The organism is Roseiflexus castenholzii DSM 13941, assembly GCF_000017805.1.
Taxonomy (GTDB): Bacteria; Chloroflexota; Chloroflexia; order Chloroflexales; family Roseiflexaceae; genus Roseiflexus; species Roseiflexus castenholzii.
Map to the genome: position 1 here is coordinate 2,111,336 of NC_009767.1, position 14,882 is coordinate 2,126,217.

Annotated in this window: 12 protein-coding genes; 6 read left to right on the plus strand and 6 right to left on the minus strand. The window is 60.0% G+C overall.

Translation table 11 applies throughout. The annotated features are described in order from the left end of the window. Positions 1-2: 2 nt before the first annotated feature. Positions 3-1,580 (plus strand): ABC transporter ATP-binding protein, encoded by a 1,578-nt coding sequence (locus tag RCAS_RS08365; protein WP_157042590.1) that lies wholly within the window; start codon positions 3-5, stop codon positions 1,578-1,580. Here the strand turns inward: RCAS_RS08365 and RCAS_RS08370 are convergent. Continuing rightward, positions 1,571-2,938, minus strand: a complete 1,368-nt coding sequence (locus RCAS_RS08370; RefSeq protein ID WP_012120155.1) for a nicotinate phosphoribosyltransferase — start codon at positions 2,936-2,938, stop codon at positions 1,571-1,573. The two genes, RCAS_RS08365 and RCAS_RS08370, sit on opposite strands and share 10 nt — an antisense overlap. A 311-nt stretch (positions 2,939-3,249) precedes the next feature. On the opposite strand from RCAS_RS08370, the gene RCAS_RS08375 reads away from it, so the two are divergent. The 3 genes from RCAS_RS08375 to RCAS_RS08385 all read left to right on the plus strand — a co-directional run bounded on the left by RCAS_RS08375 (position 3,250) and on the right by RCAS_RS08385 (position 4,435). Beyond that, positions 3,250-3,492: a DUF433 domain-containing protein gene (locus RCAS_RS08375; RefSeq protein ID WP_012120156.1), complete on the plus strand. Its 243-nt coding sequence runs from the start codon at positions 3,250-3,252 to the stop codon at positions 3,490-3,492. Next, positions 3,476-3,844 carry a DUF5615 family PIN-like protein gene (locus tag RCAS_RS08380; RefSeq protein WP_012120157.1) on the plus strand — a complete coding sequence of 123 codons (369 nt, stop codon included), beginning with the start codon at positions 3,476-3,478 and terminating at the stop codon, positions 3,842-3,844. The genes RCAS_RS08375 and RCAS_RS08380 overlap by 17 nt, the downstream gene beginning before the upstream one ends. Before the next feature lie 336 nt (positions 3,845-4,180). Continuing rightward, a complete protein-coding gene (locus RCAS_RS08385) occupies positions 4,181-4,435 on the plus strand; it encodes a hypothetical protein (protein ID WP_012120158.1) in 255 nt (84 codons plus the stop codon). Here RCAS_RS08385 and RCAS_RS08390 read toward each other — a convergent pair. Genes RCAS_RS08390 through RCAS_RS08400 form a run of 3 tightly spaced genes read right to left on the minus strand, consistent with a single transcriptional unit; the run spans position 4,395 to position 8,148 of the window. Beyond that, on the minus strand, positions 4,395-4,931 hold the full coding sequence (locus tag RCAS_RS08390; protein WP_012120159.1) for a tetratricopeptide repeat protein: 537 nt from the start codon (positions 4,929-4,931) through the stop codon (positions 4,395-4,397). The two genes, RCAS_RS08385 and RCAS_RS08390, sit on opposite strands and share 41 nt — an antisense overlap. A gap of 1 nt (position 4,932) precedes the next feature. Beyond that, positions 4,933-5,874 (minus strand): hypothetical protein, encoded by a 942-nt coding sequence (locus RCAS_RS08395; RefSeq protein WP_012120160.1) that lies wholly within the window; start codon positions 5,872-5,874, stop codon positions 4,933-4,935. 6 nt (positions 5,875-5,880) lie between these two features. Continuing rightward, a complete protein-coding gene (locus RCAS_RS08400) occupies positions 5,881-8,148 on the minus strand; it encodes an RNA-binding domain-containing protein (protein WP_232280204.1) in 2,268 nt (755 codons plus the stop codon). A 496-nt stretch (positions 8,149-8,644) separates the two neighbouring features. Here RCAS_RS08400 and RCAS_RS08405 point away from each other — a divergent pair, with 496 nt between their 5' ends. Continuing rightward, a complete protein-coding gene (locus tag RCAS_RS08405) occupies positions 8,645-8,980 on the plus strand; it encodes a hypothetical protein (RefSeq protein ID WP_012120162.1) in 336 nt (111 codons plus the stop codon). A gap of 19 nt (positions 8,981-8,999) precedes the next feature. Here the strand turns inward: RCAS_RS08405 and RCAS_RS08410 are convergent, their stop codons facing one another. Both RCAS_RS08410 and argS read right to left on the minus strand, forming a co-directional pair. After that, positions 9,000-9,797 carry an HAD-IIA family hydrolase gene (locus RCAS_RS08410; protein ID WP_012120163.1) on the minus strand — a complete coding sequence of 266 codons (798 nt, stop codon included), beginning with the start codon at positions 9,795-9,797 and terminating at the stop codon, positions 9,000-9,002. 9 nt (positions 9,798-9,806) lie between these two features. Then, complete coding sequence (gene argS / locus RCAS_RS08415; protein ID WP_041330446.1) at positions 9,807-11,648, minus strand: arginine--tRNA ligase; 1,842 nt, start codon at positions 11,646-11,648, stop codon at positions 9,807-9,809. 581 nt (positions 11,649-12,229) lie between these two features. Between argS and RCAS_RS08420 the strand changes: the two genes are divergently transcribed. After that, positions 12,230-14,878 (plus strand): cache domain-containing protein, encoded by a 2,649-nt coding sequence (locus tag RCAS_RS08420; protein ID WP_232280205.1) that lies wholly within the window; start codon positions 12,230-12,232, stop codon positions 14,876-14,878. Positions 14,879-14,882: the final 4 nt, after the last annotated feature.

Genomic DNA, 14,882 nt, shown 5'->3' on the forward strand with positions numbered 1-14,882 from the left:
CGATGACTGCCGAGCCTGAGATCGTTCTCGAAGCGCGCAATATCACCAAACGCTTCCCCGGCGTCGTGGCGAATGAGCAGGTCAGCCTGACGCTGCGGCGTGGCGAGGTGCTGGCGCTCCTTGGCGAGAATGGCGCCGGCAAGACGACGCTGATGAACATTCTCTACGGTTTGTATCATCAGGACTCAGGCGAGGTGTTGATCCGCGGCGAGCCGGTGCGGATCGGCGGACCAAGCGACTCGATCAGGCGCGGGATCGGCATGGTTCATCAGCACTTTATGCTGGTGCCGGTCTTCACGGTTGCCGAAAATATCATTCTTGGCGCCGAAACGGTTAAGGGTCCTTTCCTCGATCTCAATATCGCCCGTCAGCGCATCCGTGAGTTATCGCGGCAGTACCATCTCGACGTTGATCCCGATGCCTATGTGAAAGACCTGTCGGTTGGTCAGCAGCAACGGGTCGAGATTATCAAGGCGCTCTATCGCAATGCCGATATTCTGATTCTCGATGAGCCAACAGCCGTACTGACGCCGCAGGAAACCGAAGAACTGTTCGCCATTATTCGCTCATTGACCGCGCGGGGCGCGTCGGTCATTTTTATTTCGCACAAACTGAAGGAGGTGCTGGCGATTGCCGATCGGATTATCGTGCTCCGGCGCGGGCGTGTGGTTGGCGAGACGACGCCGCGCGAAGCGACCGAACGCAGCCTGGCGGAGATGATGGTCGGTCGCAGCGTCATGCTGGAAGTCGAAAAAGGCGAAGCGCATCCTGGCGCGCCGATGCTGGTGCTCGAAGATGTTACCGTCCTCGATGATCGCGGTCAACAGGTGGTCAATGGCGTATCGCTCGAAGTCCACGCTGGCGAAATCCTGGGCATTGCCGGCGTTCAGGGAAATGGCCAAACCGAGCTTGTCGAGGCGATCACCGGTTTGCGCCCGGTGCATTCAGGAAAGGTGCGGATCAACGGGCGCGATGTGACGAATGCTTCGCCGCGTCGTATTAGCGAAACCGGTTGCGCCCACGTTCCCGAAGATCGCCAGGAAGACGGCCTGGTGCTGACCTACAGCGTCGCCGATAACCTGGTGCTCAACACCTACTATACGCCGCCGTTCGCGCATGGTGTGATCCGGGATGATCGCGCGATCCTCGACCATGCGGTCCGCCTGATTGAACGGTACGACGTGCGCACTCCCAGCGCCCTCACGCTGGTGTCGGCGCTTTCCGGCGGCAACAAGCAGAAGGTGATCATTGCGCGCGAACTCTCACGCGAAGGGCGCCTGCTCGTCGCTGCCCAACCGACCCGTGGCATCGATGTCGGTTCGATTGAGTTCATTCACCAGCAGATCGTCGCCGAACGCGACCGGGGCGCCGCCGTGTTGCTCGTCTCGGCGGAACTCGACGAGATTATGGCGCTCTCCGACCGGATCGCCGTGATGTATCACGGACGGATTGTGGCGACTCTGCCCGCCGCAAGCGCCACACGCGAAGAGTTGGGGCTGCTCATGGCTGGCGTACAACCGGTCGGCGCCTTGCGCGAATCGACGACCGACGGGTATGGAGAGGTGAATGTTCAACGTTGAGGCGTCTGAACGCGCTGCAAGTCCGGGTTGTCGCAGGCGCGCCGCCCGACCTTCGCCATGTCGTGCCAGGTTCCGCCAACTTTGACCCGCACCACATCAGCAGTGAAATCGTTGTTGGTGCCTTCTTCGTCACTGTTGGAGAAGAGCGATGAGCCAACACCGTAAATGTCCACCGGCACTCCAAGTTCCTCGAAGCGCCGGATTTTTTTCGGACCAAACCCGCCGGTTGCGACAATTTTGACATCGCGGCACCACTGCTGCGCCGGTTCCACCCACTCCGGCGGCAACGACCAGCGTTTCCAGGCGTCGTCGATTGCCTGGCGCAGGTGGAAGACCAGCCGCGGGTTGACTCCCATGTCGAGTTTGCGGTTGCCGAGCGGCGGTACGCTGATGTCGCGCAGTTTGTCGCTCGTGTCGGGGCGCACGCCGAACAATTTGTAGCGCCGCGCTTCGGTTGTCTGCCCGCTGTCCATCAATTCACGGTAGCGCTGGAACATTGCGTCCATCACTGCCAGCGCCGTGCCGACGCAATCGTTCTCAAAGTCGATCAGAGCGATGCGCGGAATATCGGTTGGACGGGTCTCGGCAAATGCCAGCATACATTCAACCGTATCGCCGAGGAATGCGGCAATCGCAGCGTGTGCAATCGTCCCGCCGCCGAACCCGCCCCACCAGTCACCCTGCGCGTCGGTTGAGATGAATGCGCCCAGGGTTTTGCCATAGTCGAGATTGAATCGCTGAACGGCAATATTGTAGGCGTAGCCATCGGCGGCCTGTACTTCGTGCGCATCGAAACGTGCCGGAAAGAAGAGTACCGGCTTCCCGCGCGCTGCCACCAGAACGTTGTAGACATTCGTTGCGATCCGTGTGGCGCGCGTGAGCGTCCCAAGCGTCGGTGTCTCCAATAGCGCGAAGTCCCGGTACCGACCGCGCACGCGCAACACCGGCTGAACGTTCATCGGGTCGCCGTCGTAGCGCACGATCACTCCATCGTGAACGGCATCGACCTCCAGTTGATCGTAGGTGTTGACAAAATGACCCTGCTCGTCAAAGTAACCGGTGCAGAGTTGCAACATCGCCAGTGCCTTATCGACGCCGGCAACAACGGAAAATGGGCGCCGACGGGTAAACCATTGCATCTCGACTTCGATATTGCCGATATCGATATCGTTGAGCGGAATGCTTGCCTTCGATAGACGCGGCGACACGCCGCCAAACCGGTAGCCGCGCTTTGCCAGCGCGCTGAGCATGCCGACGATGTTCTCGAAGTACTTATCGGAATACCATCCGGTGCGCATGCGTTCTGCATCGAGTTTGAATGTTTCGTTCGTCAGGCGACGGTTGTCGAAGATGCTCATGGCATATCCCCAGGATTATTATTGTGATATTGACACTATTAGGCGTATGATATGAGAAGAGCGCCGATTTGTCAAGCGCAAGGGGTTGGGGAAAGATCGTTTGATTGACAGGAGTTGCGCGGCCGTCTCACGAACAAGCCGCGTGACGGCTCTTTTTGCCTTCGGCAGAGCGGCGCCAAAAATGCGCCACTGCGTAGGTCCTGTTGTTTCAGGCAACAGCAGAAGTACAATACAACTCGAGCATTCTCCTCTGGGCCTCATCGTACCTGGTTATAGACAATGTGATCCCGAAAAGCAGGAGGCAAGGCGTCATGAAATTGGACCGTATCACCATTAACCCCGCACGCATGAATGGTCAACTATCGATCCGCAATGTGCGATTGACGGTCCGCCGTGTTATTGAATTACTGGCACTCTATCCCGACCGTGAAGATCTGCGCCGGGAATATCCTGAACTTGAAGACGAGGATATTCGACAGTCCTTGCTCTATGCTGCTGCATGCCTCGATGATCGGGTTGTCGAGTTGCCGGTACCGTATGAAACTGCTGCTTGATCAGGGTCTGCCGCGCATATCAGTGGAACTACTCCGCGCTTCCGGCATTGATGCTGTTCATGTTGGCGACATTGGAGATGCTACAGCCGAGGATGCGACTATCTTGCGGCTTGCCCGCGATGAGCGGCGCGTCGTCGTTACCTTTGATGCCGACTTCCGCGAACTTCTTGCTCTCTTATGCGCCGCCGCTCCATCATTCATTCGCATTCGGATCGAAGGGTTGCGGGCAGCAGCGCTTGTCAGCCTGTTGCAGACGGTGATGACCCAGTGCCGGTCAGACCTGAATCAGGACGCCGTAGTCATCGTTCAGGAGCGGCGGTTACGGGTCTGTCGACTGCCACTGTTGCCGTAGTGACTGTTCCGCCTTCGCTTGAGAAAGCCTCCTTGCAGCGTCCTCGCGCCGTGCCAACTTCCACAGGTCCGCTGCGGGCGAAAGCCCTCGCTGAGGCAAATGGAAGCCCCGTTGGGGCTGCTGATGCTATGCGCCGTCATGCGTCCACGACCGCCAACGCGCGGTGTGGATCGTTACGCCGTGCGAACCGGGCGCTCGGACATCTTGTCTGACTGAACGCCACTTGGTATCAGTTCTCAGTTCTCGGTTCTCAGTTCTTCTGGCGCTTGACGACGAACGTATGTTCTGATACACTGCATTCGGACATGCATCCACGCAGGTAATGGAGGCGCTCCCATGTACATGATGTGGTTCGACGATAACAACAAGAAGCCGGTCGAACGCAAGATCGACGAGGCGGTCGCAGCGTATATGCGGCATTTCAAAACGCGCCCGAATGTTGTGCTGGTCAACGAGGCGGACCACATTGACCTGCCAGGCATCCGGGTGCGCGTTGCCGGTTACGTCCAGCGCAACAATTTTTGGGTCGGTTGGGAAGACGCAGCGACGCTCAACGCAATGGCGCAGGCCGCCACCACGGGCACTCGTTGACAGCTGCCCATGCCAGCGGGTTGGTCAACCCCTGAAGTGGTTTGCAGCGCGGGTCGTCGCGGAAGGCGCAATTGTTGCATGAATGCACCGGCACGTTGCACTGCCAGCAGAACGGCGCGACGCTATAGAGCGTCGCCTGGCACTGCCAGCACATGATTTCGACGACCTCATTCTCATCATACGGTGGCGGCGGAACCCATGGACCCGAGCGGTCCTGCGGAGTTGTGGCAGCGGTATGCTGACCATGCTCGCCGCGCAGCCATTCCAATCCTGCCAGGGCCGCTGCGTTGTTTGGGTTGATTGCCAGCACATTCTCCAGGGCGATCTGCTGATCCGCCGGATCTTCGACGGCGCCGCTCAGCCAGAGCCATGCTTGCTCATTCTGTTCATCGCGCTCGATGACCTGCATGAGCAGGCGACGCGCTTCCTCACGCCGCCCTTCGCTCAACGCCAGGGCGCCTTCGTACAGCCATTGCGCCAGTTCAATGTCGCTCATCTCAGCGTATCTCGAACAACACCACGCGCTCGATGCCACTGCTGACACCGCGTGCGACCATCGACCATTGACCGGGCTGCGCGTCGTCGGGAGCGATCCACGACCATTCCGCGCGCCCGTCGTTGATCGCAACGCGCTCGACCATCGCCTTCTCAGCACGACCATCGGGACGATTGAACCAGAAGACGACTCCTTCGCGCCCCTGCAACCCTTCCGCAAAGAACTGAAAGCGCGTCCCTGCCCGACCACGCCCCGGCGTTACGCCGACGGTCGCCGTCGGTCGTTCGATGGTCACCGCAAGCATTTGCTCAAATCGACTGTTCCCGCCCCTCACGCGGAAGCGCCAGACGCCAGGCGCAGCATTGTCCGGCGCGGTCCATGCCCAATCGACTCGCCCGTTGAAGATCCGCGGCTGCTCGACGGCAACCGGCGTTTCCTCACCATCAGGCGCGCTCAGGAAAAATCCGATAGGATCATCGGCAGCAAACCCGGCAGCAAAGAAAACAAACCGCGTGCCGGGTCGTCCTGTGGCAGGGAACGCATTGGCATCCGGTGCAGCGGGCGCCGCCGGCGGCAGAATGGTGAAGAGACCAACGCGCACCGCGCCGCTGCGTTGACCACGCGCCACCAGCGACCACATCCCCGGCTGGATGTCGTTGGGGGATGTCCAGCTCCAGGCAGCGCGACCATCGCGGGCGACTCGCCGTTGCAGTTCGCTGTCGGGGCGGGCAGGCAGGGCGCGACCATCAGGCGCATTGACCCAAATATCGATCCGTTCGCCGCTCTGAAACCCATCCGCCAGAAAATCGAAGCGCGTTCCTGCCGGACCAGAGGACGGATAGACCGTTGCCGGCAGGACAGGCGATTGCGCGGCTGCGCTGTGGGAGGCGCCGGGCGCCATCAGCGCAGCCAGAAGAACGATTGCCAGGAAGAGACGCATCATCACTGCCTACAACTCCCCATACTCATCGAGCAGTTCACGCCACTCGCCCGACAGTTCATCACGGCGCGCTGCATAATAGATATGGTCGATGCCATTTTCGTCACGATAGACCAGATCGACCTGTTTGCGCATCGGGCGCATATACCCCAGATTGCCCCACCAGCGCACCCTGCTCTCATCGAGCGGCATATCTTGAAGCGCCATACGCGCTGCGTACTGACGGACCGTTCCTTCCTCGATATCCTGCAATCGCCAGGGCGCATTGCTCAACTCACCGGTGCGCAGGTTGCGGAAGACAAAACGGCGCTCACCGAACTCATCAACGATGATCTCGACGACTTCGATACCGGTGCGTGGACGCGGTACGCGGATCAGGTTCATCCATGCCTCGGTCAATTTCTCGCGCGGCACGCCGGGGTACTCCTTAACCTCATTCCCCTCCTTGCTGCGCATTATCAGGTCGAAGTACACCTTCCCCTGCGCATCGCGCCCAATACGCCAGACGCCGCCGCGTCCGCGCCAGCGCGGTCGTCGGTCGCCCCAGGGCGCTGCGCCATTGACCGGCTCCTCAAACACATCCGGATCGCCCGGCGCATCGTCGCCGAATGATCGCGGCTCGTGTTCGAGGGTGTCGCTCGCGCGATCACCGATGAGCGCCTGCCAGGACGGACTCAAGCCCCAATCGGAGACGCCGAAGAAGATATGGTCGATCACACCGTTGGCGTCACGATGCACCAGATCGTACTTCGTGCGATTGCCCTGCCGATAGGCGCGCCACAATCCGAGGCGCCCCTTCCACTTCACCTGACTTTGCAGATCGATCCGCCCTTCGCGCACATCCTCATAGCGACTGATCGCGTATGCCCACAACCCCTGCGCATGATCGCGCGTGACCCCGGATGTCGTGCGCAGGTCGCGCACTTCATACAGCCAGACGCCGGCACGCTTTTGGGCTTCGACAATCTCGACGCCGCTGCGCGGAAGGTCGAGGTCCTGACCGTTGTCGAGCGGCGTGGCAGCGCCTTCCGCCAGCGCGCGCCGGCAGAGTTGAATGATTTCAGTGCGGTCGGCGATGACCGTTTCCCCTCCTTGCCGCGTGTAGATGACGCCATTGCTCCCGACATATGGCGGCGATTCGGTCGCGCGCACTTCGACGCGCAGCAGATCGCGTCCTTCGTACCCGATCAGCTCGAAGGTCAGGTATGGGTGCGGCGTCAGTCGTTCCTGAACGCTGCGACGCAACGTCTCGCTCAGTTGCTCGGGATGTTCGACGCCGGTCAGTTCAGCGCCTGTGCCGCTGATGATCAACGTCCCGCCGCCGACATTCGCCAACGCTGCCACATCCTGCCAGAGCGTATCGATGGCGGATTCGGGGCGCAACGCCTGGCGATCGTTGTGTGCGCCGAACCGGAGCGTATCGATCTCCCACTGCTTCTGGTCGCGCTTAGGAACGCGCACCCGGTCGAAATCGTGCGACGCAAACAGTTCTTTCAACGCGGCAAACGTTGGCGAAGGCAAAAGAAACTCGACATAACGGTCACCGATGCCGTGGCGATGCCAGCCATTCCCTTCGCCGGCATTCACGCGCCGCAGCCGGTGAGCATCGGATCCCTGGATGCAGAACATGCGCCGCTCGTAATGCTCAGTCTTCCCGTTGTAGAACGTTGGCGACGTAAACTTCTCGTGGTCGGTGTAGAAATTGATGAACTCGAGCGCGTGTAACGCTGGATGCTGGGTGGCGGCGACGCGCGCCTGGCCACTGGTCCCCATCCGCAATGTCTCGGTGATGACGCCGTTCGGTCCGTTGGCGTGTGGCGCGATAACAATACCGCCAGCACGATGAATAATCTCGTAGGCGTCCGTTACATGGCGCGTATCGGCAATCGAACATGCCCCCTTTTTGAGGAGATCGGGCGGAACGCCAAGTTGCAGCAGCGTCGCTTCAATCAGGCTGATGGGGCGATCCGGCGCAAAAATACCCAGGATGTGCGCGCCGTAGTGTGATGTGAATTCAAAACCGGGCAGAACGCTGATCCGCGCCAGTAAACGCCGATACTCGTTGAGACGACTCTGCTCTTCTTGCGTGATGCGCTGCTGGCGTTCGAGCGTCTGGAGAAACTCAATCTCCTGACGCATCAATTCGTAGCCATGAACCGTGTTGTGATCGGTAAATGCGATGATGTCGAGACCTCGTCGCTCGGCCTCCTGCAGAATGTCGAGAAATGTGATGTCTGGTTCTGCATAGTCTTCTGAGGCAGGAGTATGAATGTGCAAATCTGCTCGAAACCACCGCATTCCCCCCGCTGTGCCATTCCCGTTTTGCGACATAAAGAATGCTCCAAGAGATGGGATAATCCTCTGTTTTGCTTGCTGTCTTTGCGCTAACACGACCAATGTGCGCCGACAGATGTCGGGTCAAATACCAGGGCTTTCGTGACGACGATCGTCTCGTTATCTTCATATTTCCCCTCTTCGACCGTTCGCCACAGACGTCGACCCACCTCCTCTCTTCTGTTGCTCACATTTTACTTTGACTGGTATCATACCCCAAAGCCCGCTATCCTGCAATGCGAGTGATACCAATGATGATTGAAGATGCCGCATGCGGGTCATTCCGCGCGCAGCGACGGGTCATTCTGCGCGCAGCGACGGGTCATTCCGCGCGCAGCGAGGAATCGAAGCGGGTCGCGCACGACCCCCTCGCGCGGCTCGGGGTGACCATGCCGGATGGTCACAGGGAATTGGTATGACTTGTCCAGGAGTATAGGCGATGTCCGATATGCCAGAACAGATCGATGATCTGATTTATGCGCCCGATCCCGATTATCCCTACCCGTTCCCGGTTCCGCAACCGCCGCATTTCTGGATGACCGAACAGACCGGCAAATTATCGGTTGCGGTCGAGCGATACTTCAGCGGCGAACGACTATCGCCGGACGATCTGCGCCTGTTGCGTTCCTATCTGCACCAGTACGTGGCGCGCGCGATGATCGCCGAAGGGGCGGATCGTCAGGCGCTGCTGCGCAAAATCGAGATGCTCAAGAGCAATCGCGATGTCGAGCGGTTTGCCGATGAACTGTCGGAGGCGGGGATCGAGCCGTTTTGAGACCTGGCAGGGTATATCGTCATCCGGTGGTCCACGCCTCCCGCAATGCTATCAGATCGCGGAAGACGAAGTCGGGCTGGATGGCGCTCTGCTCGAGCATGTCCGGCGTTGTGACGCCGGTCAGCACGAGTGCGCCGGCAAGACCCGCAGCGCGCGCCCCGGCGATGTCGGTGTCGAGGCGGTCGCCGATTGTCAGGGTGCGCGTTGCGTCCGCTCCCAGAATTTCAATCGCCGAGTGGAACATCGTCGGTCCTGGTTTGCCGATGATAAATGGTTCGGTTTCCGTGCTGACGCGCAGCAGCGCCAGGAGCGCGCCGCACCCCGGCACGATCCCATCCTCGGCAGGAAAGGTGGTGTCGGGGTTGGTGCCGACAAATCGCGCGCCGGCGCGGATGAGCAGGCATGCCTTGCGCAGCCGCCGGTAGGTCACCTCAAAGTCCATTCCTACGACGACGAACGCCGGATGCTCCTCATCTTCGACAAAGTAGCCATCGTCGAAGAGTGCGCTGCGCAACCCATCCATACCGATCACAAACACCCCTGTTCCGCGCGACGCCTGCGTTTCGAGCCAGCGCCGCGTCGCCACCGAGGAGGTGACAATGCGGGATGCGGGCATATGGATGCCCATGCGCGCAAGTTTGGCTTCGTATTGGGCGGGAGTCATGGTAGCGTTGTTCGTGCAGCAGGCGTATGTCACGCCACGTGAGTCGAGCAACGCGAGCAACTCGCTCACCCCCGGCAGCGCCTGCGATCCGCGATACAGGACGCCGTCCATATCGAAAAGCACGGCGGTGAAATGGTTCAATGCAGGCGTCATACCCTTTCCTTACATCCGTTCGGGCGCTTTGATGCCGAGCAGCGCCAGCCCATTTCGGAGCGCCTGCGCTGTCGCCGCAACAAGGCGCAAACGCGCTGTGCGTAGGGCGGGCGTTTCCGCTTTGAGGACTGAACAATCGCGGTAGAATGCCGAGAGCGCCCGTGCCGTCTCGTAGCACCATTCGGCAATGACGAACGGCGCATACCGTTCTCCGGCTTCGCGCACTGCGCCGGGCAATTTTGCCAGTTGCTTGATCACCGCCGTCTCCGCAGGATGCGTCAGAAGCGCAGCATCACCTTGTTCTGCGTCAACTCCTTCGTCTGCCGCCTTGCGCAGGATGGAACAGCAACGCGCATGCATGTACTGAATGTAGGGCGCGCTGTTTCCCTCAATCGCCAGCATGCGCTCCCAGTCGAGCCGGATGTCGCGTCGCGGGTCCTGGTACAGGTCGTTATACACGACTGCGCCGACTCCAACCGCTTCGGCGATTGCCTCTTTTTCCACTTCGGGCAATTCGGGGCTTGCCTGATCGACGACGGCGCGCGCACGCGCATGCGCTTCGTCGAGGAGATCCGCCAGGTACACCATGTTGCCGGCGCGCGTTGAGAGCGGACGTCCCTGCTGATCGAAGATCGTCCCAAACTTTACATGGATCAATTCCGTCTCCTGCGCATATCCCATCGCACGCGCCAGCGCGAACAACTGCCGGAAGTGCAGTTCCTGACGGGAATCGACCACATAGATGATCTTTGCCGGACGAAATTCGCGCTCGCGATAGACGATGCACGCCAGGTCGCGAGTGTGGTAGAGCGTGCCGCTGTCGCTGCGCCGGAGCAGAAATGTCGGCAAGCCAGGCGCCAGTTCATCGACCACCACTGCGCCATCTTCGTCACGGTAGGCGACGCCCTTGTCAATCGCTTCCTGGATCAGCCCGTCGAGCATGGGCGCATAGAAACTCTCGCCAAGCGTATAATCGAACCGTACTCCCAACCGGTCGTAATTACGCTGATTGGCTTTAAGCGTCAGATCGACCATCCACTGCCACAATTCGCGCGCCAGTGGATCGCCCTGTTCGAGTTTGAGCGACCATGCGCGCGCTTCATCATCGTGGTTGGGTTGCGCTGCGCGCGCCTGAAGTTCGGCGATCCACGCACGCTTTGCCAGCGCCTCCGGGTCATTCCGCTCGAGGCGCTTCGCCCACTCGGCGGCTTCCTCGCGCAGCGCCACATCTTCTTTGACGAGCGCGCTGTAGCGCGCATACAACTTGTCGAGTGCGGCAATCGCGTCTTCATCATCGCCTTCCGGCTTCCCCCAGCGCACAATGGCGGCGATGTTCATGCCGAACTGCTTGCCCCAATCGCCCAAATGGTTGTCGCCGATCACACGATAGCCGAGGAAGTCGAAGATGTGGTACAACGACTGCCCGATGATCGTCGAACGAATATGCCCGACGTGCATGGTTTTCGCTACGTTCGGCGACGAATAATCGATGACAATCGTCTTCCCCGCGCCCTGATCATCGCTGCCATATCGCGCGCCAAGCCGTTCGACCTCATCGAGCACGGCAGCCGCCAGGCGCGCGGCGTCGAGGCTGAAATTGACGAAGGGACCGGTTGCGACAATCGATCCGATCAGCGATCCATGCGGTGCGTGCGCTTTCTCAGCGATGCGCTGCGCCAGGTGCGGTGGCGTGACGCCTGCCTCCTTTGCGGCGCGAAACGTCGGAAACGCCAGATCCGCCGGAATATTCGGCTTGGGGGTGACGAGTTCGATCAGATGCCCGGCGACCAATCCGGTCGCGGCAATCGCATGATGCGCCTCGCGCACAAAACGGTCAAGCGCGTACTCCATACCGTCCTCGATATCATACGAACCGGTGGCAGTATACCGGGAACCTGTTCCTGATGCAAATCCCAGGGAGCAGGTCAACATGACATGCCTGTAAGATATTCTTCATCTTTATCGCTTGAACGCCTGTGACGGCATATGGTACGATAGATGCAAGGCGGAACGACTGTATACTGCACTGCGCCCGAAGTGCCTATCCGAATAATCACGGGGATCGATGTCATGGCGAGCGAAGCAGCACCCCCCCTTATACCAATGACGATTGAAGATACCGCATGCGTGTCATTCCGAGCGCAGCGACTTGTCATTCCGAGCCCTTCGCTTCGCTCAGGGTAAACGCAGCGAGGAATCTGAGCGGGTCGTGCACGACCCCTCGTTCTGCTCGGGGTGACCATGCCGGATGGTCACAGGTCATTGGTATTACCCGATAGGAGGCGCGTTCGCAGGCTTTGCTCACGAAAGGCGGCGCTAGCGCCTCTCACAACGACGGCGGCACGGGGTTGTTCGGATAGGTGTATCACTGTGCAATCTTTTCACACCCTATGCTGACTCGCCGGTCTTTTCGTTTGACGATACGCTCCAAAATGACATTGGTGGCGCTTGTGCTTGCGCTAGCGCCACTGATCTTCGTGAGTGCGCTCAGTCTTTCGGCGCTCGACCGCGCCCGCGGCATTGCAGTGCAAACCGCGTCGGATGCCCTGCGCAAGCAAACCGAAGAAGACCTCGCGCGCTGGGTGACCGACAAGGCGAACCTCTACGACGCCAAACTGGAGCGCGTCTATCAACAAGTTGAAACGATCGTCAGCTACCAACCGTTAACGGGCGGCGGGGCGGATGCAAACACCGTCTCTGAACGTGTCTGGGTTGCGCCGGACGGTCCGACGCCCGCAGCGCTACGCAAACATGCCGATACCATCGCACTCGCCCGTCGGTATATCCCGCTCCTGCGCGCATCGGTCGATCAGGAAGGGATGGTGAGCCTGGCATATGTGGCTTTTGAAGATGGCGGCGTGCTCGCTTTCGATCACGACATCACCGATGTGCTGGACGCCATCAAGCCGTTCGATCCGCGCAAGCGCAGCTGGTACATCGCTGCTCGTGAGGCGGGCAAGCCGGTATGGGTCGATACCTATGTCGATGCCAATACCAAGAAACTGACGACGACCTGCGCTGCGCCGCTTTACGACCGGAATGGCGCATTTGCCGGCGTTGTCGGGTTCGATGTCTTACTGGAGACCATCCAGGAGGATATCCTGGCGATCGATATTCCTCCCGGCGGATCGGCGTTCCTGATCAATCAGCGGGGCGATGTGCTACTGCACAACACACTGCTGAGCCGTCAGGGTCAATGGGATCAACCGATTGCAACCGACAATCTCTTGAACGACGCCAATCCGCAGGTGCGCACCATTGCCGGGCGCATGACGCGCGCGGAACAGGGGGTCGAACGCCTGACGCTTCAGGGTGAAGAGGTGTATCTGGCGTTTGCGCCGATCTCCAGCGCAGAATGGAGCGTCGGCATCGTCATTCCCGTAGCCGAAGTCACTGGTCTGGCGCAGCAGGTGAGTGAAGTCATTTCTCTTCGCCAGGAAGTGCTCAGCGGGCAGATCGTCCTTGTCATCATTCTGTGCGTGATTGTCGTCTCGGTGCTGAGCATGCCTGCGGCGTCGATCCTGACGCGCCCCCTGCGCGAGTTGCAGGCGGCAGCACAGCGGGTCGCCGCCGGCGATCTGACGTATCGCGTCCCCGAGGCGGGTGATTATGAAATCGCACATGTCGGGCATTCGTTCAATACTATGACCGACGCGCTCCACGAGAAGATCAACGAACTGGAATTGAACCTGCGTCAACTGGCAGCATTGAACGAGATGTCGAATCAGTTTCGCACCATTGGGTCGGTGCGCGAACAACTCGACGCCATTCCCAAGGGGGTATGCGCGTGCCTGGGGTTTGAACGCGCCGTGCTCTACCTGATCGAACAACGCCATCTCCGTGCAGTGAGCGCCTGGATCAACACAGGCGATGCGGATCAGATCGCTCGTCTGCTGGCGGATGCCGCGTCAATTCCGCTGGAAAGCGATACGATGTCGGCAGATGTGGTGCGGAGCGGGCAGGCAGTGATTATCAGCGACGTGGCGCCGCACAGCGCACCGGCCAATGCTGTGCAGGCGCCGCTGTTCGGACGCGAGAAACGGGTGATTGGCTTGCTCGTCGCCTCCTTCGATGCCGCAGGGCGCGCGCCGACGCCACGCGACGCTGCGCAGTTGATGACCTTCGCCGGTATGTCTGGTCTGGCGCTCGAAAATACGATGCTCTACGCTGGCCTCGAACGTCAGGTGGCGCAGCGCACAGCAGAATTGCGGGCCGCTCTGGCGCGCGCGCAGGAGGCCGATCGTCTGAAGGGTCAATTCCTGGCAGCAGTATCGCACGAACTTCGCACGCCGCTCAATGCCATCATCGGGTTTTCGACCGTCATGCTCGATGAGATCGATGGTCCGATCACGCCGTTGCAGCGTGAGGACCTGAAGATTATCAATCGGAATGGTCGCTTCCTGCTGCACCTGATCGATGAGTTGCTCGATCTGGCGCGGATCGAAGCCGGAAAAATCGACCTGGAACTTGCGCCCCTCGATATGCGCGCCTTGATCGTCGAGGTGACGGAAACGGTGCAGGGACTGCTGCACAACCGGCAGATCGCGCTCAATCTTTTGTTGCCTGAGCGTCTGCCATATGCCTGTGGCGACGCCGCCAGAATCCGCCAGGTGCTCCTCAATTTGCTCTCAAATGCGGTGAAGTTCACGCCACAAGGGAGCATCACGGTAAGCGCTCGCTGTGTGGCCGCGCCCGAGAATCATCCGGGAGCAACGGGTTCGGGCGCCGTCATTGTGCGCAATGGGCAGCGTCTGCATCCCTACATCGCAGTCAGCGTCCGCGATACCGGCATCGGCATTGCGGCAGAAGACCTGACACGCATCTTCGAGGCGTTCAATCAGGTGCGCTCTGGCAACCGGCAGCATGGCAGCGGGTTAGGACTGGCGATCAGTCGCCGTCTGATCGAGGCGCACGGTGGGCGTATCTGGGTGGAAAGCGAACCTGGTAAGGGGAGCGTTTTCACATTTATCCTTCCATGCGCCATTGGAGTTCGCAGCGATCATACCCGCAACGCCGGCGTTGCGGGTGAGCAGGCTGTCCAGCATGTCGAAGTGCAAACCGCTCTTCTTGATAATCGATGATCGA